A 21,520-nucleotide genomic window follows, 5' to 3' on the forward strand; every position below is an offset into this window, starting at 1 on the left:
CGTCGGCGGGCGTCGCGGCCATCGCGGCCGCCAGGTCGGTGACGGAGACCTGGGCGAGGTCGGCCGCCGTCGCGAGGATCAGCCGGGCGTGCCGGGCCGTGCACGGTGTCGATGCCATGAGGAGGCCCACGGCGCGCGCGACCGCCTGTTGCCCCGGGAGCGGATTCACCGACCGGGTCACCGCCGGGGCGGTGTGCTGTGTCCGAAGACCGGGCTCGGTCATGCGTTGCCCTTTCGTTCCGAGGCGGCAGCGAGGGGTGGACGGGGGTGTGCGGTGCGGGTGCGCATGAAACATATGTCGGTGTCCGCCGGGATCCGGCGCGCGGCACGGCATTCACCCGCACCCGGCTCCACCGGCGGGTCGACGTGGGTGCTCAGAGGTCCAGGAAGACCGCGTAGGCCAGGAAGAAGAGGGCGCAGGCGAAGGCAAGCAGGCAGATCACCACGAGCGGCCCCATGCCCCAGCCGCGCGTGAGGGGCCGGTAGGGGCCTGCCCCGGTGCCGGTGCTCGACTCCCCGGGCGGTGTCTCGCCCGGCGGCACGCCGGTCGCCGCGGCCGTCGGCGGAACGGGCCGCGGGGTCGGTTCCGGGTCCGAGATGTGTGCGGACATGGGGTTCTCCTCACCTCGACGGCCACGTCCGTTCCCCACGCCCTCGGGGGCCTGCGTGACACAGGTGCTCCGGGAGCCCGGGATGCCCGGCGCCTACCCACGCCCCACCCCGGCACGCCTGGGTTCCGCACCCGGGTCGGGGCGCCCGCTCCGCCCGCTCGACGTCCTGGCGCGGGGCGGGCCGCTCCTGTCCGCCCTCCGACCGGTCCTGCCGTCCCGACGGGTCCCGAAGCCCCGATTGCGGTATATGTCCTCTGGGGCACGCCCGGTCCCCGCGAAGGGAGTGGTTGCCGTGGAGCGCACGACGTGCTGCGTGGTGGGAGGCGGACCGGCAGGCATGGTGCTGGGCCTGCTGCTGGCCAGGGCGGGGGTGGAGGTGACCGTGCTGGAGAAGCACGGCGACTTCCTGCGCGACTTCCGGGGTGACACCGTGCACCCGTCCACCCTGTCCCTGCTGGACGACATCGGTCTCGCCGAACGGTTCGCCCGGCTGCCGCAGCGCCGGGTGACCTCCGTCCAGCTGCCCATCGGACCGGACCGCTCCCTCGTCATGGTGGGGAACATCGGGGCGCTGCCCAGGAAGTACAACTACATCGCGATGGTGCCGCAGTGGGACCTGCTCGACCTCCTCGCCGACGAAGCGCGCCGGGAGCCCTCCTTCGACCTGCGCATGAAGACCGAGGCGACGTCCTTCCTGATCGAGGGCGGACGGGTCGCGGGCGTGCGGTACCGGACCGCCGACGGCGCCACCGGCGAGATCCGGGCCCACCTGACCGTGGCCTGCGACGGCCGCGGTTCGCTGGCCAGGGCGCTGCCCGAACTGGGTCTGGAGGGCTTCCCGTGCCCCATGGACGCCTGGTGGTTCCGCCTGCCGCGCCGCGAGGACGACCCGAGCGGGTTGGTGGGGGGCGTGGGAGACCGCTTCTTCACCGCGCTCATCGACCGCGGCGACTACTGGCAGTGCGCGGCGCTGATCCCCAAGGGCACCGATGTGGGGCGGCGCGCGGAGGGCCTGGCGCGTTTCAACGAGCGGTTCGCGGAGGCGGCCCCCTGGCTCGCCGACCGGGCCCACGCCCTCACCTCCTGGGACGAGGTCAAACTGCTCGACGTCCGGCTCGAACGGCTCCGCCGCTGGCACCGCCCCGGGTTGCTGTGCATCGGTGACGCCGCCCACGCCATGTCACCGGTTTTCGGCATCGGCATCAACCTCGCCGTCCAGGACGCGGTGGCGGCCGCCCGCCACCTCGTACGGCCGCTGCGGGAGGGCGCCGTGGGGCTGCGGGACGTGCGCCGCGTGCAGCGGCGTCGGCTGCCCACCACCATGGCCACCCAGGGGCTCCAGCGCCTCGCCCACCGCCAGGTCATCGAGCCGTTGCTGGCCGGCCGCACCGCGTTCGGTGATCCCCGGCGGGCCAAGCGGATGACCGAGCTCATCACCGACTCCCGGTGGCTCAACCGGGTCCCGGCCTACTTCCTGGCCTACGGCGCCCTGCGGGAGCGACCCCCCGAGGAGTCGCTGCGCTGACCCGCGCGCCCCTCGCCCGGCGCGCACGCCGAACCGGCGGACCCGCCGGGCCGATGCATCCGCCGGGCCGATGCGCCCGCCGAACCGGAAAAGACACCCTTCGGGAGGCAACATGACTGAGCGGCCGGTCCTTCTGCCCTACGCCGACCCGGCATTCGTCGCGGATCCGTTCCCGCTGTACCGGCAACTGCGGGAGGACGGCCCCGTGCGCCGCACCGTCATCGCGGGCGGTCTGGAGGCATGGCTCGTGACCCGCTACGAGGACGGCCTGGCGGCGCTCTCCGACTCCCGCCTGAGCAGCGACGTGCGCGACGCCGCGGACACCCGGCTCCTGCGGCAGCTGCCCGGAACCGAGCGCGAGTCGATGCTCGGCAACATGCTCCGCAGCGACCCGCCCGACCACACCCGCCTGCGGCGCCTGGTGTCGAAGGCGTTCACCGCCCGCCGCGTGGCCGGGATGCGGCCGCGGATCCAGGCCGTCACCGACCGGCTGCTGGATCCGATCGTCGCGGCCGGCCGGGCCGACCTCGTCGCGGACTTCGCGCTGCCGCTCCCGGTCACGGTGATCAGCGAGCTGCTGGGCGTGCCGGTGGACGACCGTCACGACTTCCAGCACTGGACCGACCGCATGGTCATGCGGGGCGCGGAGCCGCCGGATCCCGCCGTGGTGAACGAGGCGTGGCTGCACATGCGCGCCTACGTCACCGAGCTCATCCGGGACAAGCGGGCTCGGCCCGCCGACGACCTGCTCAGCGACCTCGTCGCGGCCCGGGACGAGGAGCAACGGCTCACCGAGGACGAACTCGTCGCCATGGTGTTCCTGCTGCTGGCGGCCGGCTACATCACCACGGTCAACCTGATCGGCGGCGGCATCGCCACGCTGCTCGCCCACCCCGACCAGCTCGAACTGCTGCGCTCCGACCCCGCACTGCTGCCGGGCGCGATCGAGGAGTTCCTGCGTTACGACGGGCCGGTCAGCCCCGGCATCGCCCGGTTCGCGCGGGAGGACGTCGAGATCGCGGGCGTGAGCATCCCGCGCGGCGCGACCGTGCTGATCGGCTCGGCCCTCGCCGACCGCGACCCGGCGCGCTTCACCGACCCGGAGCGCCTGGACATCACCCGCCAGGACAACGCCCACCTCGCGTTCGGGCACGGCATCCACTACTGCCTGGGTGCCCCGCTGGCCCGGCTGGAGGGCCAGATCGCGATCGGCACCGCCCTGCGCCGGCTCCCCGGCCTCGCCCTCGCCGTACCGCCGGAGGAGATCCCCTGGCGTCCGGGCGGCCTGCGCGGCCCCCGGAGCCTGCCGGTGACCTTCGCACGCGGCGCCGGACCGGGCCCGGGGTAGGTCGCGGTGGCGGTCGCGCGGCACGAGCGGCGAGGACCCGGACGGGCTGCCCACGGGCTCCGTCCGGGTCCTGCGCGTGCGGGGTGGTGGGGCGGGGTCAGGACTCCCCGTCGCGCCTCTCGTCGTCGTCGCGCTCGCGCGGGTTCTCGTCCTGGCGCGGGTACTTGAGCTCCTCGGGGCTCTTGCCCCGGGCCTTGACCGCACTCGTGCCGGGGTGGACGGGGTCCTGCTCGGGGCGGCTCGTGGTTTCCCGCTCCTGCTCCTCGCGGCCCTTGCCCGGCTCCTGGCGCTTGTCCTGCGTACCGCCCATGACGGCGACTCCCTCGTGACGGATGGGATGGGGGTTCCCTCGGCTCCACGCTGGGGTTCCCCGGCTCCGTCCGCAACCGCTGGAACGACGCGGCCGTCCCCCGGAACGGACCCGCCGGTCTGCCGGTCAGTCCGTCGACGACAGCGCGTGGGCCCGCGCGGCGGCCAGCGCGGTCTCGGAGCGGCTCACCGGTGTGCGCTTCGCCCTGTCGGACGGAGCGCCGCCGCGGCCGTGACCGGCCGGGAGCCCTCAGGCCCCGGCCAGTTCGGCGGCGCCGAAGGACACGTCGAAACGGTCGCACCAGATGGTGACGCTGCTGTAGTCGGACAGGTTCAGGTCGGCCGGCACCGCGTAGTTCTGATCGCCCTTGTTCCCCTTCAGCTTGCCCAGGCTGACGTGCTTGCCGTCGTCGAAGACGCGCCAGCCGGCCGTGCCCTCCTTGACCGGGGCGTCCGTCAGCCACACCCTCAGGTCCGGCCCGTTGCTGGTGTCGAGGTTCTCCAGCCGGAGCGTGTGCGAACCGTCCGCGAGCCGGATGAGCTTCGCGGTGCCCGTGGTGGTGTGCTCGTGGCTGATCAGGTCCCCTCGGGCGACGGTCCGCGGCGTCGGGACGGCCGGGACGGGGGCGCCGCCCGGCGGGGCGGACGGCGCGGGCCTGAGGGCCGTCGGCAGGGCCTCGTCGACGCGGTCGTCCTGCCAGAGCTTCCACGGCTGGAACCAGTACACGCCCGCCCCGAGGAGCACCAGGGCCGCCACCAGCCCTCCGATGAAGAACCGTCCGCGCCGCTTGCCGTTCACCACTGCCGCTCCCCTGCCGAACCCGCTGATCGTTTCCCCCATTCAACGGGGTGACCGGACGGCATCGCCACAGGGCAACGATGACGAAATCCTTACGCGCGGCGCCCCGGGCCGGCCGGCCGCGCCGGTCGCGTCACCGGACCGGGGCCGCCGGGGTGGTGGCGGCCTGGTCGCGCATGCCCCAGGGCGAGCCGTACGCGGTGAGCAGGTCGAGGAAGGGAAGGGGCGGCAGGGCTTCGGGGCCGAGGACGCCCGCCCGGGACCACACGCCGGTGGCCAGCAGTTCGAGGGCGACCACCGGGTTGACGGCGGTCTGCCAGACGACGGCCTGGGAGCCGTACTCGCGCATGGACCACTGGTTGTCGACGACGTGGTAGAGGTAGACCTCGCGGGGCAGCCCGTCCTTGGTTCCCTTGACCCAGGTGCCGGCGCAGGTCTTGCCGGTCATCCGGTCCCCGAGACCGGCCGGGTCGGGCAGGCAGGCGGCGACCACGTCGCGGGGCGAGACCCGGACGGGGCCGTCCTCGCCGCGGACCGTGACCGGCTCGGTGGAGTCCAGGCCCAGGGCGTGGAGCGTCTTCAGCTTGCCGATGAAGTCGTCACCGAGGCCGTACTTGAAGGTGACCCGACGGGCCCCCACCCAGCGCGGGATGAGGAGCACCTCCTCGTGCTCGACGTTGACGCACTCGACGGGACCGATGCCCTCCGGAAAGTCGAAGACCTCCGGCTCGCTGAACGGCTCGGTGGTGAACCAGCCGCGCTCGCGCTCGTACACCACGGGCGGGTTCAGGCACTCCTCGATCGTCGTCCAGATGTTGAAGGACGGGGCGAAGTCGTAGCCCTCGACGGCCAGGTTCGCCCCGTCGCGGATGCCGATCTCCTCGATCTCGTCGAAGAGTTCATCGGCCGCGTAGCGGGCGAAGACGTCCGAGAGTCCGGGCTCGACACCCATGCCGACGAGCGCCAGTCGGCCCGACTTCTCCCACTCCTCGGCCCGTTCGAACTGCTCGTCACCGAGCTTCACCCCGCACTCGCCGTGCGGGTTCTCGGGGTGCGGGCGGGAAAGGGACATCGCCATGTCGAGGTAGTGACTGCCCGCCGCCAGCGCGGCGTTGAACAGGGGCATCACGAAGCGCGGGTCGGTCGCGTTCATCAGGACGTCGCACCCGCGCTCCGAGAGCAGTCGGGTGACCGCCTCCTCGTCGGAGGCGTCGACGCGACAGGCGCTGAAGCGCCGCTCCTCCTCCCCCAGGGCCGCGACGGCGGCCCGGGCGCGGCCCAGGTCGTAGTCGGCGACGACGAAGTGGTCGAAGAAGTCGCGGCGGGCGGCGATCCGGGTGATCGCGCTGCCGACACCACCGGCACCCACAAGCAGAACGCGCATGGCGAGGTCCTTTCTCTGTGAGGCGTGCGCCTCAGGGGCTGATGGAACCCGCCGCCGCGAGCTAAGGTCAATGGCGTTGGCATAAGGCTCGGGCCGGCTGCCGGGAACCCGGCGCGGCCCGGCGGACACGGCGGGAACGACGGAGAGGGCAGGCGATGGCGAAGGACGTGGTCCCGGAGGATGCGCGCAGGCGGCGGCGCCCCACCCGGCAGGGGACAGTGCTCTCCGAGCGGTTGATCGTCGAGACGGCGCTGCGGATGGTGCGTGAGCACGGCAGCGCCGGGCTCTCGGCCCGGCGGCTCGGCGCCGCCCTGGGCGCGGACCCCAGCACCCTGTACCGGTACTTCGACGGCATGGACGGCCTCACCCTGGCCATGGGCGAGGAGCTGATCGGGCGGGCGCTCGCAGGCTGGCTTCCGACCGGGCGGTGGCGCGATGACCTGCGCTCCCTCGGACTCCGCATCCACGGCGCGTACCTCGCCCATCCGCAGGCCGCGTTGCTGACCGCGAGCCGCGTGACCGGCCGGCCGCGGGAGATCGCCGCCGACGAGGCGATCCTCGGCAGCCTGCGCGGCGCGGGCTTCCCCGACGGGGACGCCGTACGGATCTACCACGCCTACATCGACCAGTGCCTGGCCTTCGCCGCGCTCGACGCGGGCCCGTTCGCGCTGACGGCGAAGGCCCGCGAGGCGGACGAGGAGCGGTGGGATTCGACGTACGCCCGGCTGCCTGCGGACGAATACCCGAACATCGCGGCCACCGTCGGCCTGTTGGCCGCCCGCATGCCGCACAGCGCCTACCCGGTCGCGCTGGACATGCTGCTGGACAGCGCCGAACGCGAACTGGGCGACCTGACCGACCTGTCCGACCTGTCCGCCTGACCGGGCCGTTATGCCAACACCATTGACCCCTTGTGCGGCGCACGGGTTTCCTCTTCGCATTCACGCCCCGTTCACACCGCACCAGTGAGGGACCATGGTCGAAGACACCCCGCGGACGCCGGCCGCCACGCTCAGACCGAACGCGATCGGTTTCGTCGACGCCCTCGCCATCGGGCTCAACGCCACCTCGCCGGCGTACTCCCTGGCCGCCGTGATCGGGCCGATCGTCGCCCTGGTCGGCGTCCACGCTCCCGGGGTGATGCTCGCTTCGTTCGTTCCGATGGTGCTCATCGCTTCCGCCTTCTACCACCTGAACCGGGCGGATCCCGACTGCGGCACGACCTTCTCCTGGGTGACGCGCGCCCTGGGGCCCACGGCCGGTTGGCTGGGCGGGTGGGCGATCACGATGACCGGCGTGCTGGTGGTGGGCTCGCTGGCCGACGTGGCCGTGAACTTCGGTCTGCTGGCCGCGGGCCTCGACGGCTGGGCGGGGAACACCCTGGTCCGCCAGTCGCTGACCGTGCTGCTGATCGTGGCCATGGCCGCGCTGTGCGTACGGGACACGCAGGCCGCGGCCCGCCTGCAGAACGTCCTCGTCCTGCTGCAGACCGTCTGCCTGTTCGTCTTCGCGGCCGTGGCCCTCCACAAGGTCCTGTCCGGGACCGGCTCGCCGGACGCGGTGCGTCCCGCCGTCGGTTGGCTCAACCCGTTCGGGGCCGGGGGCACGGCGCTGACCGGCGGGCTGCTGCTCGGCGTGTTCGTCTACTGGGGCTGGGAGTCGGCCGTCAACCTCTCCGAGGAGACCACGGACCCTTCGTCCACCCCGGGCAGGGCCGGCATCTGGTCCACGGTCGTCCTGCTGGCCACGTACGTCTCGGTGGCCTTCGCGGTGGTCGCGTTCGCGGGCACAGGCTACCTGAGCGCGCACGCCGACGACGAGGAGGCCGTGTTCGCCTCCTTGGCCCACGAGGTCCTCGGCGGTTGGGACTGGATCGTCCTCCTCGCCGTGGCGACCTCGGCGCTCGCCTCGACCCAGACGACGATCATCCCGGCCTCCCGCACCGCGCTGTCCATGGCGCGCAGGCACGCCCTCCCCAGCCGGTTCGGCCGGATCCACGGCCGGTTCCGCACCCCCGCGGTCAGCACCTGGTGGGTCGCCGGTACGGCCACCGTCTGGTACCTGGTCATCCACCGGATCAGCGAGAACGCCCTCGCCGACTCCCTGACGGCCCTCTCCCTGCTGATCGCGTTCTACTACGCGCTCACCGGCATCGCCTGCGCGGTGTACCACCGGCGCCGACTCACGGCGGGGGTGCGCGAGTTCCTGTTCATCGGCGCCGGGCCGGTCATCGGCGCGGGCATGCTGGTCTGGCTGCTCGTCGAGGCGGTGGCCGACATGGCGGACCCGGCCAACTCGGCGGGCGGGACGTCCTGGTTCGGCCTCGGCCCGCCCCTGGTCATCGCCCTCGGCCTGAGTCTCGTCGGCATCGTGGTGATGCTGGCCCGGCGTGCGGTGTCCGGCACGTTCTGGGACGAGCGCCCCACCGCGCACGAGGGCCCGGAGGCGGCGGAGCCGTCCGGAGAGGGGGGCCGCGGAGGGGGCCCGGGAGAGCCGGAGCCGGACGCGGACCGCGTCGCGGCCGGGTCCGGCGGCCGGTCCGGTCAGTCCCGGTAGACGAGGACGAACTCGTCGTACGGGTGGGTTCCTTGACGGTCCGTCGTCTCGTCGAGGGCCCGGCGCAGCGCGTGCAGGTGGCCGGTGGTGAGCTGGAGCGGAGGCTCGTCCGGTTGGTGGGTGGTGCCCCGCGGGTAGTCCTCGCCCGCCGTGGTGGTCATCTCGATGTGGCACCCGAGGACGTGGCGGACGGTTCGGGTCGCGCAGAAGGCCAACAGCCGGTCGACGGTCGCCGAGTAGGCTGCCCGGTCCTCGATGTAGAGCCGGCCGGGGTACACGGAGTCACCGGTCAGGAGCAGCCCGGTGTGCCGGTCGTGGAAGACCAGCCCGGCCGCCTGGTGCCCGGGGCCGGGAATCAGGTCGAGGATCCGACCGCCCAGGTCGAGCTCGCCCGGCCGGTGGGGCCAGTCCTGGAGCCCGAAGTACTCCGTGACCTCGGCCAGGCCCGCCCCCACGACCGTGGTGAGCGGTCGGTCCGCGAACCGGCCGTCCGCCGCGGTGTGGTCTCCGTGCCCGTGGGTGTGTGCGACCAGCAGCGCGTACCCGGGCCGCGGGTGGCGGTCGAGCCAGTCCTCCACGAGGGCGTCGACGGTTTCCCGCAGGGGGAAGTGGGCGGCGTCGCCGGACGCGCCGGTGTCGAGCAGCAGGGCGCGTTCGTTGCCGAAGAGGAGGAAGAGGAACGGCGCTTCGTAGTGGACGGACTTGTTCTGGCGCAGGATCACCGTGTGCTCGGTGTAGGCGTGGATCTGGATCTCCGGAGCCGGGTCGTGCTTGGGGGACGGCCAACCCGCGTGCCAAACGACGTCGAGGCTGCCTTCGACCGGGGCGTCCCGCAGAAAATCGATCACGCGTCCAATCTACCGGCTGTCGGTCGGCACCGGCCGTCGGATCGGAGGGGGCGGTCGGTGAGGTGGGGAGGCGAGGGCGGGCGTGTCGACGGTCGACGCCCGGGTGGCCGGTCGACCATGGGGGGAGGAAGGAGACCTGCCATGCCGGATCAAGGACCCACCGACCAGCCCACGACCGAGCTCGACACCCGCTACAGCTCAGCGCTCCACCCCCGCCCCGGCGCCGAGGACGTCACCGCGACCGAGTGGTCGCAGGCACAGCGGCAGATGGCCGCCGCCGAGATCTTCTGGCTCTCCACGGTGCGGCCGGACGGCCGGCTCCACGTCACCCCCGTCATCGCCGCCTGGCACGACGGGGTGCTGTACTTCTCGACCGGGCCGGGGGAACAGAAGGCGAGGAACCTCGCCCACGACGGTCACTGTGCGCTGACCACCGGAGGGAACTCCCTCACAGAGGGGCTCGACCTCGTGGTCGAGGGCACGGCGGAGCCGGTTTCGGATCCGGCGGCGCTGGAGGAGGTGATCGCGGCGTACGAGGCGAAGTACGGTGCGCACATCACCTCCCCCGAGGGAACCTTCCACGGCATCGGGGACGCGTTCCGCAAGGGGGACGCCGTGGTGTTCGCCGTGGCGCCGGCCACCGCGTACGGCTTCGGCCGGGACGACGGGGTCTACAGCCACACCCGGTGGACGTTCTGACCGGGGGCGGCTGAGGGGCGTCCCGTGTATCGCGGGCGTATCGAAAACCGCATACGTCCTCGCAACGGCCCCGCGTGTCCCCTGGGGGCATGAACCATGACGCATCCCTGACAGCACCTCCCCGCCGCGGGCGCGGGATCGTGCTCCTCGTCCCGGTGGTACTCGCCGTGGCGGGCGCCGCGTTCCTGCTGCGGCGGCCGCTCATGATGTCCGCTCCGAGGTGCCTGGCCGGTCGGTGGCACGGTTGTTTCGACACGTTCAACGGCGTGGTGTTCATGGCCTTGGTCGCGATGCCGCTGTCCGCGCTGGTGGTGTGGGCCCTGGCGCGCCGGCGGCGGGCCGCCGGCGTCGCGGGGGCGTGGCGGACGTCGCTGGCCGAGGTGGGCATGGTCCACGGGACGGTGCCGTTCGTCTGGATGATCCTGATGCCGGGCGCCGGGGCCGGGGTCGTCCCCGGCCGGGTGAGCCTCGTTCCGCTGCTGGACCTGGTCACGATGGGGCCGCTCGGGATCGTGGGCAACCTGCTGGTCTTCGCGGCGCTGGGGTTCTTCGCCCCGGTGCGGTTCGCGGCGGTGGCGTCCGTACCGCGGGTCCTGGCCCTCGGTGCGGGCTGCTCGGTGCTGGTCGAAACCGCGCAGTACGTCCTGCGGTTGGACCGGGTGTCCTCCGTGGACGACGTACTGGTCAACGCCGCCGGCGCCGTCCTGGCCGCACTGGCGTCGCGCCGCTGGTGGCGCACGACGCAGCGACCACCGGCGGGCCGCCCTCGCGCCGAACGGGCATCGGCATCGGCATCGGCGGGCTGACGCGGGTGTCCGCGACGCGCAGGTGGCATACGTCGGCGATACGTCGTGACTCCTAGGCTTGGGGCATGCGCGTACTGATCGTGGAGGACGAGCCGTACCTGGCCGAGGCCGTCCGTGACGGTCTGCGGCTGGAGGCCATCGCCGCCGACATCGCCGGCGACGGCGACTCCGCCCTGGAGCTGCTGGCCGTCAACTCGTACGACCTCGCGGTCCTCGACCGCGACATCCCCGGCCCCTCCGGCGACGAGGTCGCCCGGCACATCGTCGCCTCCGGCAGCGGCATCCCGATCCTCATGCTCACCGCGGCGGACCGGATCGACGACAAGGCTTCCGGGTTCGAGCTCGGCGCCGACGACTACCTCACGAAACCGTTCGAGTTGCGCGAGCTCGTCCTGCGGCTGCGGGCGCTCGACCGTAGACGCGCGTACGCCCGGCCGCCGGTCCGCGAGATCGCGGGCCTGCGGCTCGACCCCTTCCGCCGGGAGGTCTTCCGCGACGGACGTCACGTCGCGCTCACCCGCAAGCAGTTCGCCGTGCTCGACGTCCTCGTCGCCGCCGAGGGGGGTGTCGTCAGCAGCGAGGAGCTGCTGGAACGGGCCTGGGACGAGAACGCCGACCCCTTCACCAACGCCGTCCGCATCACCGTCTCCGCGTTGCGCAAAAGGCTCGGCGAGCCCTGGATCATCGCCACGGTGCCGGGCGTCGGCTACCGCATCGGGCCCGGCCCCGGCGCGGTGGCCGGCGGCGGTGCGCGTGTCTAGACGGCCGGGGCTCAGCGCCCGGTGGAAGCTCACCCTCAGCTATGCCGGCTTCCTCACCGTCGCCGGAGTCCTCCTGCTGGCCGTGGTGTGGGTGTTCCTGCTGCGCTACGTCCCCGACAACTCCCAGGGCCTCCTCGGGATCTCGCCCAACCGCTACCTCCTCGTGCGGACCTTCGCGCCGGCGGCGGCCGTGGCGATGGTCTTCCTGCTGGTGTTCGGCCTCGTCGGGGGGTGGGTCCTGGCGGGCCGGATGCTCGCACCGCTCACCCGGATCACGACCGCGGCCCGGACGGCCGGGAACGGATCGTTGTCACACCGGGTGCGCATGGAGGGCCGCCAGGACGAGTTCCGTGAGCTCGCCGACGCGTTCGACACCATGCTCGAACAAGTCGAGTCGCACGTGGCCGAGCAGCAGCGGTTCGCCGCGAACGCCTCCCACGAACTGCGCACCCCGCTGGCCATCTCGCGGACGCTGCTCGACGTCGCCCTCAGGGATCCCACCCGGGACCGGGACGCGCTCCTCGAACGCCTGCAGGTGGTCAACACGCGCGCGATCGACCTGACCGAGGCCCTCCTACTGCTCAGCCGCAGCGACCGCGGGAACTTCATCCGTGAGAGCGTCGACCTCTCCCTCGTGGCCGAGGAGGCTGCCGAAACGCTGCTCCACCTCGCCGAACAGCGCGGGATCACGCTCGACGTCACCGGCGGAGCGACCCGGACCCGCGGCTCGGCGGAGCTCCTGCTGCGGATGGTGACGAACCTCGTCCAGAACGCGATCGTCCACAACCTCCCCGCTGGTGGCACCGTGACGGTCCATACCGAGGCGCGGCACGACGCGAGCGTGCTGCGGGTCGAGAACACGGGCGGTCCGGTGCCGCCGGACGTGGTGCCGACCCTCACCGAAGCCTTCCGGCGCGGGACGGAACGCGTCCGGACCGACGAGCACGCGGGCGCCGGCCTCGGCCTCGCCATCGTGCAGAGCGTCGTCCGCGCCCACGACGGGACGCTCGACCTCGTCCCCCGCCCCGGCGGCGGTCTCCGCGTCACCGTTCGGCTTCCGGACACGCGGTAGGCCCGGCGGGCCGGGGCGGGGAGGTGGTCAGCGGAGCTTCGTGAGGCCCTTGTCGACGGCGTCGACGGCGTCGACCGGGCCGGGGCGGGCCTTGGTCGGCGGGAAGGCGAGGCCGGTCGGCGTGTTGAGGCCGGTGGAGGGGAGGGTGACCTGCCCGCCGCCCGTCTCCCGTACGCGCACCACCCGGTTGTTGAAGCCGTCGGCCACGTAGAGGTTTCCGGCGCCGTCGAGCGCGAGGCCCAGCGGGTCGCTGAGGCCGGTGAGGGGCACCGTGGTCTGCTGCCCGTCGGCCGCGGACACCTTCACGACGCGGTTGTTGCCGCTGTCGGAGACGTAGAGGTCACCCGCCGCGTTGAGCGCGAGGCCGGTCGGCTGGGACAGGCCCACCGTGGGCACCGTGGTCTGACCGCTCCCGTCCGCGGCGACCTTGACGACGCGGTCGTTGACGAAGTCGGCGACGTACAGGTCCCCGTCGGGCTCAAGCGCCAGCCCCCACGGATGCAGCAGGCCGCTGGTGGGGACGGTCGTCTGGGGGCCGCCACCGGCCGGCACCTTCACGACGCGGTCGTTGAAGCTGTCCGCGATGAAGATGCTCCCGGCGGCGTCCACGGCGAGGCCGAGCGGGCGCGACAGGTCGACGGTGGGCACGGTGGTCTGCTCCCCGCCGTCCGGGGGCAGCGTCACCACCCGGTTGTTGCCCGTGTCGGAGACGTACAGGGCGCCGGTGGCGTCCCAGGCGATGCCGGTGGGACGCACGAGTCCGTCGAGGGGCACGGTCGTTCCCTCGCCGCCGTCCGCCGGGAGCGTGACGACCCGGTTGTTGCCGTAGTCGGTCACGTACAGCGGCGGGCCGGCCGGGGACCGTCCCCCGGCGGTCTGCGTCGCGCCCGCGGGTGCGGTCGGTAGGGCGCACAGCACCAGCAGGCCCGTCACGGCCGCCAGCCGCCGGGTTCGACTCCACGTCGTACGGCCGGCGCCGGCCGCGGATCGCCCGCGCGTGAGCGCCCCTGCTCGTGCTCGTGCTCGTGCCGTCATGCGTTCCACGACTCACCCACCTGTTCCGACCCGGTCCCCCGTCACCCGCCGACCTTAGGAAGGCGTCCCGGGATGCGCGGAAGCCACGCCACCGGCCGGAACAGGGCCACTCCAATGCCACCGGTAGGGTCGTGGCGTCGATGATCACGGGGGGTGTCGGGAATGACGGGGTCCGTTGGGCTCGTGGAGGGCCGGGGCGAGGGCGGTGGGCCGGTGGTGGAGCGGCTCGACGCGTTCCGGGGCGAGTTGACCGGCTACTGCTACCGCATGCTCGGTTCGGCGTTCGAGGCCGAGGACGCCGTGCAGGAGACGATGGTCCGGGCGTGGCGGGGCATCGGCGGGTTCGAGGAGCGGGCGTCGCTGCGGACCTGGGCCTACCGCATCGCCACCAACGTCTGCCTGGACGCGCTCGCCGCCGGGAAGCGTCGGGCCCTGCCCATGGATCTGTCCGGACCGACCGGCGGTGCCACCTCACCGGGCGCCCTCATCGACGCGGAACTGCTGATCGGGCCCTGCCCGGGCGGCGGCGGTGCCCCGTCGACCGCCGGGGACCCCGCCGAGGTGGCCGCGGCGGGCGAGAGCGTACGGCTGGCCTTCGTCGCCGCGCTGCAGCACCTGCCGCCCCGGCAGCGGGCGACCCTGCTCCTGCGGGACGTACTCGGCTTCTCGGCCCGCGAGGTCGCGGAGCTGCACGGCTCGACCGTCGCCTCGGCCAACAGCGCGCTGCAACGCGCCCGTACGACACTGGCCGCCCGGCGTGCCGACGGTCGTACGGGGACGCCGGCGCCCTCCGGAGCCGTCGAGCGGGTGCTCGCCGAACGGTATGCCGCGGCGTTCTCCCGCTTCGACATGGACGAGCTCAGCATGCTGCTGCACGTGGACGCCACCCTCTCGTTGCCGCCGTACGCCTCGTGGATGCGCGGGATCGGTGACATCACGGCGTGGCTGACGGGTCCCGCGATCGGCTGCCGCGGATCGCGGCTGGTCCCGGTCGTGGCGAACGGCTCGCCCGCCTTCGGTCAGTACCGGCCCTGCGCCGACGGGACCGGTTTCGCGCCCTGGGCGCTCCAGGTCGTCGAGGTTTCCGGCGACCGGATCACCGGCATCAGCGCGTTCCGCGACACCGAGCGGCTCTTCCCGCTCTTCGGTCTGCCGGAGCGTGTGGCATGACGTGGTCGGAGCGCGTCGTGGTGCGTGCGGGTGTCCGGATCGTCTGCCGCGACCGGGGCGGGTCCGGGCCGCCGCTCGTGCTGCTGCACGGGCTGGCGGGACACGCGGGTGAATGGGACTCCCTGGCCGCGGAGTTGAGCATCCACCACCGGGTCGTCGCCATCGACCAGCGCGGGCACGGGGCTTCCGAGCGGCGCCCGCGTGACGTGTCCCGGGCCGCGTACGTCGCGGACGTCGTGGCCGTCGCCGATCGGCTCGGGCTCGACCGGCCCGCCCTGATCGGGCAGTCGCTGGGCGGCCACACCGCGCTGCTCGCCGCCGCGGCCCACCCGGGGTTGTTCCGCTCCCTCGTCCTGGTGGAGGCGGGCCCCGGTGCGGCGGACCCGGGCGCGGCGGCGGAGATCGGCGCCATGCTCGACGCCTGGCCCCGGCCGTTTCCCTCGCGGGCGGCCGCCGTCACCTACTTCGGCGGTGGCCCGGTCGGCGAGGGCTGGGCCGGTGGTTTGGAGGAGCGCGACGGCGGCTGGTGGCCCCGGTTCGACCGTGACGTGATGGTCGCGTCCCTGGCGGAGAACGCCCGCCGGTCCTTCTGGGAGGAATGGCAGCGGGTGGAGTGCCCGACCCTGGCCGTCTTCGGCCGGTCCGGCATCATCCCCGCTGCGGAGGTCGACCGGATGCTCCGACTACGGCCCGAAACGGTGGCCCTGAGCGTTCCCGGGGCAGGGCACGACGTCCACCTGGAACGAGCGGACGTGCTCCGGGAAGCGCTGCGCGCGTTCCTGTGACGGGGGCGCCCCCGAGGTTTGCCCCACCCCACATCCCCTCACCTCCCTGCGGATTCGGCAAGGGTGTGCGCGACGAGGGCGTTGGCGTGGCCGTGGCCCAGGCCGTGCTCCGTCTTGAGCCAGGCGACGAGTTCCATGTGCTTGGTGAGCGGGGAGGCGTCGATGAGCGCCTTCCACTCGGCGACCGGGCGGCCGTACTTCTTCTCGATCGAGGGGAAGTAGGAGGCGGGGCCCTTCACGGCGTCGGTCATGGCTTGTCGTCCTGTCTTTCGTCGGTGCGGTCCCAAGGTGGACCCGGTTCACCGGGAGAACTCATCGCCCCGATGAAGTGACCCGCGTCACACGACCGCGACCGCTCGCTCGAAGCGGGATCCGGGGGGGGCACCGCCCGCCCCGACCGCTGGGCCGTACACGCGCTTTGAGAGGATCGGATCGGACGGACGGATCGAGCAGGGGGTGCCGGTTGCCGGACGTGTGGCTGCCGTATGACGCGGGTTCTCTCATGCGGCTGGGTGTGGGCGGCGAGGCGGCGTCCGGGTTGGGCGGACGCGGGTTGCCGGCCGACTGATCGAACGGGCTCGGCAGAGCGATCCGCGTGTGTTCGAGGACGAGGAGGCCCGGTGGTCGCGCGTCTTCGAGGAGGTCGAGCTCGGCGTCCTGGTCCCGATGGACGAGCGGGCGGGGACGTAGCGGCCGTCCCCTTTCGGACCCGGCAGGACCCGATAGGGGACGACCGGCCCCGCGCGTCAGGTCGATAGGCGTGCCGGTTCCGCGGTTCGGGCCGAGAGGGGGCTGGCGATGTCCTCCAGGGAGCGGCCCTCGGCGGCGACCGCGTAGAAGACGGCGACCAGCCCCGCGGCGACCATCAGCGCCGCACCGATGCAGAAGGCGAGTGCGGCGTCGGACACCACACCGCTGGAGGTGAGCCCGGCGAAGATCAGGGGCCCGGAGATGCCGCCGGCCGCGGTACCGACGGCGTAGAAGAAGGCGATCGACATCGCGCGGGTTTCCATCGGGAAGATCTCGCTGACGGTCAGGTACGCCGAACTCGCGCCGGCCGAGGCGAAGAAGAGCACGACGCACCAGCACGCCGTCATGGTCAGCGCGGTGAGCCGGCCGGCGCCGAAGAGCCAGGCCGTCCCGAACAACAGCAGACCGGACAGGATGTACGTGCCGGAGATCATGACGCGACGGCCGACCGTGTCGAACAACCGGCCCAGCAGCAGCGGCCCGAGGAAGTTCCCGACGGCGATGACGGCGAAGTAGTAGCCGGTGACCGAGCTGGGGACGTCGAAGAAGGTGACCAGGATGGAGCCGAAGCCGAAGGTGATCGCGTTGTAGAGGAAGGCCTGCCCGATGAAGAGGGAGAGACCCAGCACGGCACGGCGCGGGTAGGTGCGGAACACGGTCTTCGCGATCTCCCCGAAGCCGATGCTCCGGCGCACGGTGATGGTGATGGCCGCGCCGGGCTCCGGCAGCGGCTTCCCGGTTTCCGCTTCCACCTGTCGCTCGACGTCTGCGACCAGGTCCTCGGCCTCCCGTACCCGGCCGTGCATGAACATCCAGCGCGGGCTTTCGGGAACGTGTCGTCGTACGAGCAGGATGACCAGGCCGAGGACGACGCCGAGGGCGAACGTCAGTCGCCATCCCACCGACGGCGCGAAGATCTCGGTGTTCAGGGCGACGACGGACAACAGGGCTCCGGCGACCGCGCCGAGCCAGAAGCTGCCGTTGATGATGAGGTCGACGCGGCCGCGGTACTTGCTGGGGATCAGTTCGTCGATCGCGGAGTTGATGGCCGCGTACTCGCCGCCGATCCCGAAGCCGGTGAGGAAGCGGAAGAGGAAGAACCACCAGGACGAGAAGGAGAGCGCGGTCAGGGCGGTCGCGGCCAGGTAGACGGCGAGCGTGATCAGGAAGAGCTTCTTGCGGCCGAACAGGTCGGTGAGGCGGCCGAAGAACAGCGCGCCGGTGCAGGCTCCCGCCACGTACAGGGCGGCGGCAAGGCCCGTGACCTGTGCGTCGGTGATGGACAGGCCGCTGTCGTCCTCGGAGAGGCGGCTGGCGATGCTGCCCACGACGGTCACTTCGAGACCGTCCAGGATCCAGACGGTGCCCAGCCCGATCACGATCATCCAGTGCCATCGGGACCAGGGCAACCGGTCCAGTCGCGCCGGCACCTTGGTGGTGACGGTTTCCGTGTTCATCGTCCCTGCGGTCTCCGACATGCCGCACGTCTGCCCCCGCGCCCCAAGGCCAAACGGCCCCGGTCCGGGCGGAGTTGCGCGGCGGGAACCCCGCGCGGGCGAGGTCTCCTCCCGGGCCCCGAGCGGCCGCCGGCCCCGCCCGGAAAGGCTGCGGAATCGGTTCGGCTGATCTTGGGAAATGGGGGCAGAAGGCCAGCGACGAGAAGGGACGGCCCGGATGTCCGGAACGCACACATGGCTGGACCGCGTGAAGAACGGTGCCAACGCGGTCGGCGAACGGCGCGCGCGGGCCCTGGCGCGCCGCAACGCCGAGTACGAGGCCGAGTACGCGGAGCAGGCCGAGCGGATGGCCCAGCTCCGCAGGGCCCGTACGCGGGCCCCGGACCCGGCCCGTGCGGTGCCCTGGGGCGTCCGCGTGGCCGCGGAGGCGGCCTGGCGGTTCCTGGTCCTCGCCGCCGCCCTGTGGGTCGTGATGCGGGTGATCGGCGCGGTCCGGCTGGTCGCCCTCGCCTTCGTGGTCGCGCTGCTGGTCACCGCCCTGCTCCAGCCGACGGTCGCCCGTCTGCACCGCAGGGGGCTGGCGCAGGGATTGGCCACCGCGCTCACCGCGATATGCGGGTTCCTCGTACTCGGACTGGTCGGCTGGTTCGTCGTATGGCAGGTACTCGACAATCTCGACACCCTGTCCGGCCGCCTCCAGGAGGGCATCGCCGAACTGAAGCGCTGGCTCGTCGACAGTCCGCTGCACGTGACCGAACAGCAGATCAACGATGTCGCGGAGAAGCTGAACGACGCGATCGGCACCAGTACCAGCGAGATCACCTCGACCGGTCTGCAAGGCGTGACGGTCCTGGTCGAGATCATCACCGGCATGCTCCTGGCGATGTTCTGCACGCTGTGCCTGCTCTACGACGGGCCGCGCGTGTGGCAGTGGACGCTCAAGCTCATCCCGGCCGCCGCCCGCCCCGGCGTGGCCGACGCGGGCCCGCGGGCCTGGCGGACGCTCACCGCGTACGTGCGCGGAACGATGATCGTCGCCTTCATCGACGCCCTCTTCATCGGCGTGGGCATCTACCTCCTCGGTGTGCCGCTGGCCGTCCCCATCGGCGTCGTGATCTTCCTGGCCTCGTTCGTGCCGCTCGTCGGCGCCGTTGCGTCGGGGGCGCTCGCGGTGATCGTCGCCCTCGTCACCGAGGGAGTGTTCACCGCGCTGATGGCCTTGCTGGTTGTCCTCGTCGTCCAGCAGATCGAGGGCCACATCCTGCAGCCGTTCATCCTGGGGCGGGCGGTGCGCCTGCACCCGCTGGCCGTGCTCCTGGCGGTGGCCACGGGAGGTCTGGTCGCGGGGATCGGCGGTGCGGTCGTGGCCGTCCCGCTGGTGGCCGTCGCCAATACGGTGATCGTCCACCTCCGCGCCTACGCCGCGGACGACGACACGGACACGGAGCGAACCACAGGTGAGGGGGACCTCGCCGACGCGGAGGGGACCGCCCTCCCCGCCGACGACGGGGAGCGGCCCCGGCCGCACGACGAGGAGCCCCCGCGGCCGGAGGAAAGGCCGCAGGGGCTCACGTAGCGGTGTGCCGTCAGGATTCGGCGCCGTGTCAGGATTCGGCGCCGTCGGGAGGCGGCGGCGTCGGTGAGCCGGTCGGCGGGGGTGCGTGGGACGACAGGTGGTAGACGGCGAAGGCCCGGTCGATGACGGGCATCGCCACGTTGCGCACCCGCACCCCGCCGGCCGTCATGCCGTGCTCGGTGCCCGAGTGGGCGTGGCCGTGGACGGCCAGGTCGGCTCCAGCGCCGTCCATGGCCTCCGCGAGGAGGTAGCTGCCCAGGAAGGGGTAGATCTCCAGGGGTTCCCCGGCGAGGGTGTCCGGGACGGGCGCGTAGTGGGTGAGGGCGATGCGCAGGTCGCTCCCGGCGTCCTGGAGACCGCGCAGCGCCTTCTCCAGCCCGCCCGCGCAGGTGCGGGTGTAGTGGATGAAGGCCTTCATCTCCGGTTCCCCGAAGTCGCTGCCGCTGCGTCCGGCGAAGCCGCCGCCGAAGCCCTTGGTGCCGGCCACGCCGACCCTCGTACCGTCCAGGTCGAGGACGACTCCGGTGCCCTCCAGCACGTGCACCCCGACGGCCCTGAGCTCCTCCGCGACGGCTTCCTCCTGGTCGCTCTGGTAGTCGTGGTTGCCGAGCACCGCGACGACGGGCACGGCCAGCCCCGCCACCTCGCCGGCGACCACCCTGGCCTCCTCCCTGGTGCCGTGCCGCGTCAGGTCACCGGCGAGGAGCAGCAGGTCGGCGCATTCGCCCAGGGTGTCGAAGGCGGGCCGCAGGAATCCGGCGCTGCCGGGGCCCAGGTGGATGTCCCCGACGGCCGCCACTCGGATCACGACAGCTCCTCCGCCCGGTCGGGCGGCGCCGGTCGGCTGACCATGAGGTCCTCGTGCCAGTCCAGTCCCGCCAGTTCCTCCGCGACGAGCCTGAGCACCTCCGCCCGGCACTCCGGGCTGGTGACGCTGCCCGAGATCACCGCGCGCGACCCGCGCGCCTCGATGCGTACGCCCAATTCCGCGATGTCCTCGCGGGCCAGCCGGTCCCTCAGGTGTTCGATGCGGTACTCCAACATGTCGTGGGACGTCATGGACTCTCCTCCCTTACCGGCGGCACGGCCCGTCCGGATCCGTTCCTGCCCTCGATGATGCGCAGCGTCTCCAACAGGTAGAGGAACGCGTCGGGCAGCGGATCGGCCCCGTGGTCACGTTCCAGCCGGCTCCAGTCGATCTGCTCCCGCAGCATCCGCGCCATGGGCAGCAGGTCGCCGAAGTCGCAGTAGTGCTCGCAGAGCGCGGCGAGCCGGCTGCCCATGAGGTCCGTGGGCGCGAGGACGGGCATCCACACCGAGTCGACCGCTTTCACGTCGGCCCGTTCCAGGAGTTCCGTGCTCACCGGCCGCCGCTCCAGCTCGAAGATCAGGTCGATCTCCTCCCCGCCGGACCGGCCCTTGACGAGCCAGTCCTCCGGGGCGCGGCGCATCTCGATGCCGCCCTCCTCCAGGGCCTTGATGGCCGCGTCGGCGTCCTCCGGCCGGACACAGAAGTCGGTGTCGTGCTGGAACATCGCCGGCAGACCGTGCGCGAACGCGGCCACGCTGCCGGCCAGCGCGAAGGGCGGTCCTGACCGCTTGAGGAGGGCGGCGACCAGTTTGGTGGTCTCCAGGATGGCCTGGGTGTGGTCCTTGGGCAGTGGTCCCTCGGCGGGCACGGGTGGGCTCAGGGCCTGTGGCGCCGCCTGCCCGGTGGGGGCCTGCGGCGGCTTCGTGGACGTCATGGGGAGCGCGTACCCGCCCCTTCCCCACGAAATCTTCTGACGCCCCTGGAGTGTGGTCGGGTCGCCCGGGTAGGCGCACGACGTGTGTCCGCGCCGTGTCCGACGGCACGGAGCGCCGTGCCCGGCCGCGGACGCCTTCCTCGGAAGGGAGACCGGGCCGATGCGTCGGACACCTGAGGAACGCGGCGCCGCGAACGCGTTACAGCCTCGGGGGGGGGGGGGGGGGGGGGGGGGGGGGGGGGGGGGGGGGGGGGGGGGGGGGGGGGGGGGGGGGGGGGGGGGGG

Annotated in this window: 22 protein-coding genes; 11 read left to right on the top strand and 11 right to left on the bottom strand. The window is 72.7% G+C overall.

Annotated features, from left to right (window positions below; all coding sequences use genetic code 11):
• Positions 1-374: 374 nt before the first annotated feature.
• Positions 375-611, bottom strand: a complete 237-nt coding sequence (locus tag NOD94_RS31290) for a DUF6480 family protein (protein ID WP_281209543.1) — start codon at positions 609-611, stop codon at positions 375-377.
• A gap of 292 nt (positions 612-903) precedes the next feature.
• Between NOD94_RS31290 and NOD94_RS31295 the strand changes: the two genes are divergently transcribed.
• A complete protein-coding gene (locus NOD94_RS31295; protein WP_281209544.1) occupies positions 904-2,136 on the top strand; it encodes an FAD-dependent oxidoreductase in 1,233 nt (410 codons plus the stop codon).
• 112 nt (positions 2,137-2,248) lie between these two features.
• Positions 2,249-3,484 carry a cytochrome P450 gene (locus NOD94_RS31300; RefSeq protein WP_281209545.1) on the top strand — a complete coding sequence of 412 codons (1,236 nt, stop codon included), beginning with the start codon at positions 2,249-2,251 and terminating at the stop codon, positions 3,482-3,484.
• A 97-nt stretch (positions 3,485-3,581) separates the two neighbouring features.
• On the opposite strand, the gene NOD94_RS31305 is transcribed toward NOD94_RS31300, so the two are convergent.
• From NOD94_RS31305 to NOD94_RS31315, 3 genes are all read right to left on the bottom strand, one after another.
• Positions 3,582-3,794, bottom strand: coding sequence for a hypothetical protein (locus NOD94_RS31305; protein WP_281209546.1), 213 nt, complete (start codon positions 3,792-3,794; stop codon positions 3,582-3,584).
• A gap of 249 nt (positions 3,795-4,043) precedes the next feature.
• Positions 4,044-4,595 carry a DM13 domain-containing protein gene (locus NOD94_RS31310; RefSeq protein ID WP_281209547.1) on the bottom strand — a complete coding sequence of 184 codons (552 nt, stop codon included), beginning with the start codon at positions 4,593-4,595 and terminating at the stop codon, positions 4,044-4,046.
• A gap of 130 nt (positions 4,596-4,725) precedes the next feature.
• Positions 4,726-5,976 (bottom strand): saccharopine dehydrogenase C-terminal domain-containing protein, encoded by a 1,251-nt coding sequence (locus NOD94_RS31315; protein ID WP_281209548.1) that lies wholly within the window; start codon positions 5,974-5,976, stop codon positions 4,726-4,728.
• A 155-nt stretch (positions 5,977-6,131) separates the two neighbouring features.
• Here NOD94_RS31315 and NOD94_RS31320 point away from each other — a divergent pair, with 155 nt between their 5' ends.
• Entirely contained in the window at positions 6,132-6,857 is a 726-nt protein-coding gene (locus NOD94_RS31320) for a TetR/AcrR family transcriptional regulator (protein WP_281209549.1), read from the top strand.
• A 94-nt stretch (positions 6,858-6,951) separates the two neighbouring features.
• The gene (locus NOD94_RS31325; RefSeq protein WP_281209550.1) at positions 6,952-8,532 is read left to right on the top strand and encodes an APC family permease; all 1,581 of its coding nucleotides are present in this window, start codon (positions 6,952-6,954) and stop codon (positions 8,530-8,532) included.
• Here NOD94_RS31325 and NOD94_RS31330 read toward each other — a convergent pair.
• Positions 8,520-9,380 carry an MBL fold metallo-hydrolase gene (locus NOD94_RS31330; protein ID WP_281209551.1) on the bottom strand — a complete coding sequence of 287 codons (861 nt, stop codon included), beginning with the start codon at positions 9,378-9,380 and terminating at the stop codon, positions 8,520-8,522. The two genes, NOD94_RS31325 and NOD94_RS31330, sit on opposite strands and share 13 nt — an antisense overlap.
• A 141-nt stretch (positions 9,381-9,521) precedes the next feature.
• Between NOD94_RS31330 and NOD94_RS31335 the strand changes: the two genes are divergently transcribed.
• The 4 genes from NOD94_RS31335 to NOD94_RS31350 all read left to right on the top strand — a co-directional run bounded on the left by NOD94_RS31335 (position 9,522) and on the right by NOD94_RS31350 (position 12,718).
• Positions 9,522-10,079, top strand: coding sequence for a pyridoxamine 5'-phosphate oxidase family protein (locus NOD94_RS31335; RefSeq protein ID WP_281209552.1), 558 nt, complete (start codon positions 9,522-9,524; stop codon positions 10,077-10,079).
• An 89-nt stretch (positions 10,080-10,168) separates the two neighbouring features.
• Positions 10,169-10,885, top strand: a complete 717-nt coding sequence (locus NOD94_RS31340; RefSeq protein WP_281209553.1) for a VanZ family protein — start codon at positions 10,169-10,171, stop codon at positions 10,883-10,885.
• 65 nt (positions 10,886-10,950) lie between these two features.
• Positions 10,951-11,646, top strand: coding sequence for a response regulator transcription factor (locus NOD94_RS31345; RefSeq protein ID WP_281209554.1), 696 nt, complete (start codon positions 10,951-10,953; stop codon positions 11,644-11,646).
• Positions 11,639-12,718 carry a HAMP domain-containing sensor histidine kinase gene (locus tag NOD94_RS31350; RefSeq protein ID WP_281209555.1) on the top strand — a complete coding sequence of 360 codons (1,080 nt, stop codon included), beginning with the start codon at positions 11,639-11,641 and terminating at the stop codon, positions 12,716-12,718. Before NOD94_RS31345 ends, NOD94_RS31350 begins: the two co-directional genes overlap by 8 nt.
• A 27-nt stretch (positions 12,719-12,745) precedes the next feature.
• Here NOD94_RS31350 and NOD94_RS31355 read toward each other — a convergent pair whose 3' ends face one another.
• Positions 12,746-13,651 (bottom strand): SMP-30/gluconolactonase/LRE family protein, encoded by a 906-nt coding sequence (locus NOD94_RS31355; protein ID WP_281209556.1) that lies wholly within the window; start codon positions 13,649-13,651, stop codon positions 12,746-12,748.
• A 264-nt stretch (positions 13,652-13,915) separates the two neighbouring features.
• On the opposite strand from NOD94_RS31355, the gene NOD94_RS31360 reads away from it, so the two are divergent.
• Positions 13,916-14,923, top strand: coding sequence for a sigma-70 family RNA polymerase sigma factor (locus tag NOD94_RS31360; RefSeq protein ID WP_281209557.1), 1,008 nt, complete (start codon positions 13,916-13,918; stop codon positions 14,921-14,923).
• Positions 14,920-15,708, top strand: coding sequence for an alpha/beta hydrolase (locus NOD94_RS31365; RefSeq protein ID WP_281209558.1), 789 nt, complete (start codon positions 14,920-14,922; stop codon positions 15,706-15,708). Before NOD94_RS31360 ends, NOD94_RS31365 begins: the two co-directional genes overlap by 4 nt.
• Before the next feature lie 38 nt (positions 15,709-15,746).
• On the opposite strand, the gene NOD94_RS31370 is transcribed toward NOD94_RS31365, so the two are convergent.
• Together NOD94_RS31370 and NOD94_RS31375 are read right to left on the bottom strand one after the other, a co-directional pair.
• Positions 15,747-15,959, bottom strand: coding sequence for a DUF4287 domain-containing protein (locus tag NOD94_RS31370; RefSeq protein WP_281209559.1), 213 nt, complete (start codon positions 15,957-15,959; stop codon positions 15,747-15,749).
• 495 nt (positions 15,960-16,454) lie between these two features.
• Positions 16,455-17,936: an MFS transporter gene (locus NOD94_RS31375; RefSeq protein WP_281209560.1), complete on the bottom strand. Its 1,482-nt coding sequence runs from the start codon at positions 17,934-17,936 to the stop codon at positions 16,455-16,457.
• A 196-nt stretch (positions 17,937-18,132) separates the two neighbouring features.
• Between NOD94_RS31375 and NOD94_RS31380 the strand changes: the two genes are divergently transcribed.
• Complete coding sequence (locus NOD94_RS31380; RefSeq protein ID WP_281209561.1) at positions 18,133-19,491, top strand: AI-2E family transporter; 1,359 nt, start codon at positions 18,133-18,135, stop codon at positions 19,489-19,491.
• Between the two features lie 28 nt (positions 19,492-19,519).
• Here the strand turns inward: NOD94_RS31380 and NOD94_RS31385 are convergent, their stop codons facing one another.
• Genes NOD94_RS31385 through NOD94_RS31395 form a run of 3 tightly spaced genes read right to left on the bottom strand, consistent with a single transcriptional unit; the run spans position 19,520 to position 21,236 of the window.
• Entirely contained in the window at positions 19,520-20,299 is a 780-nt protein-coding gene (locus NOD94_RS31385) for a metallophosphoesterase (protein WP_281209562.1), read from the bottom strand.
• Positions 20,296-20,550, bottom strand: coding sequence for a hypothetical protein (locus NOD94_RS31390; RefSeq protein WP_281209563.1), 255 nt, complete (start codon positions 20,548-20,550; stop codon positions 20,296-20,298). Before NOD94_RS31390 ends, NOD94_RS31385 begins: the two co-directional genes overlap by 4 nt.
• Positions 20,547-21,236 carry a nucleotidyltransferase family protein gene (locus NOD94_RS31395; RefSeq protein WP_281209564.1) on the bottom strand — a complete coding sequence of 230 codons (690 nt, stop codon included), beginning with the start codon at positions 21,234-21,236 and terminating at the stop codon, positions 20,547-20,549. Before NOD94_RS31395 ends, NOD94_RS31390 begins: the two co-directional genes overlap by 4 nt.
• Between the last annotated feature and the right edge of the window lie 284 nt (positions 21,237-21,520).

This window comes from Streptomyces sp. Isolate_45 (assembly GCF_024721315.2).
Taxonomy (GTDB): Bacteria; Actinomycetota; Actinomycetes; order Streptomycetales; family Streptomycetaceae; genus Streptomyces.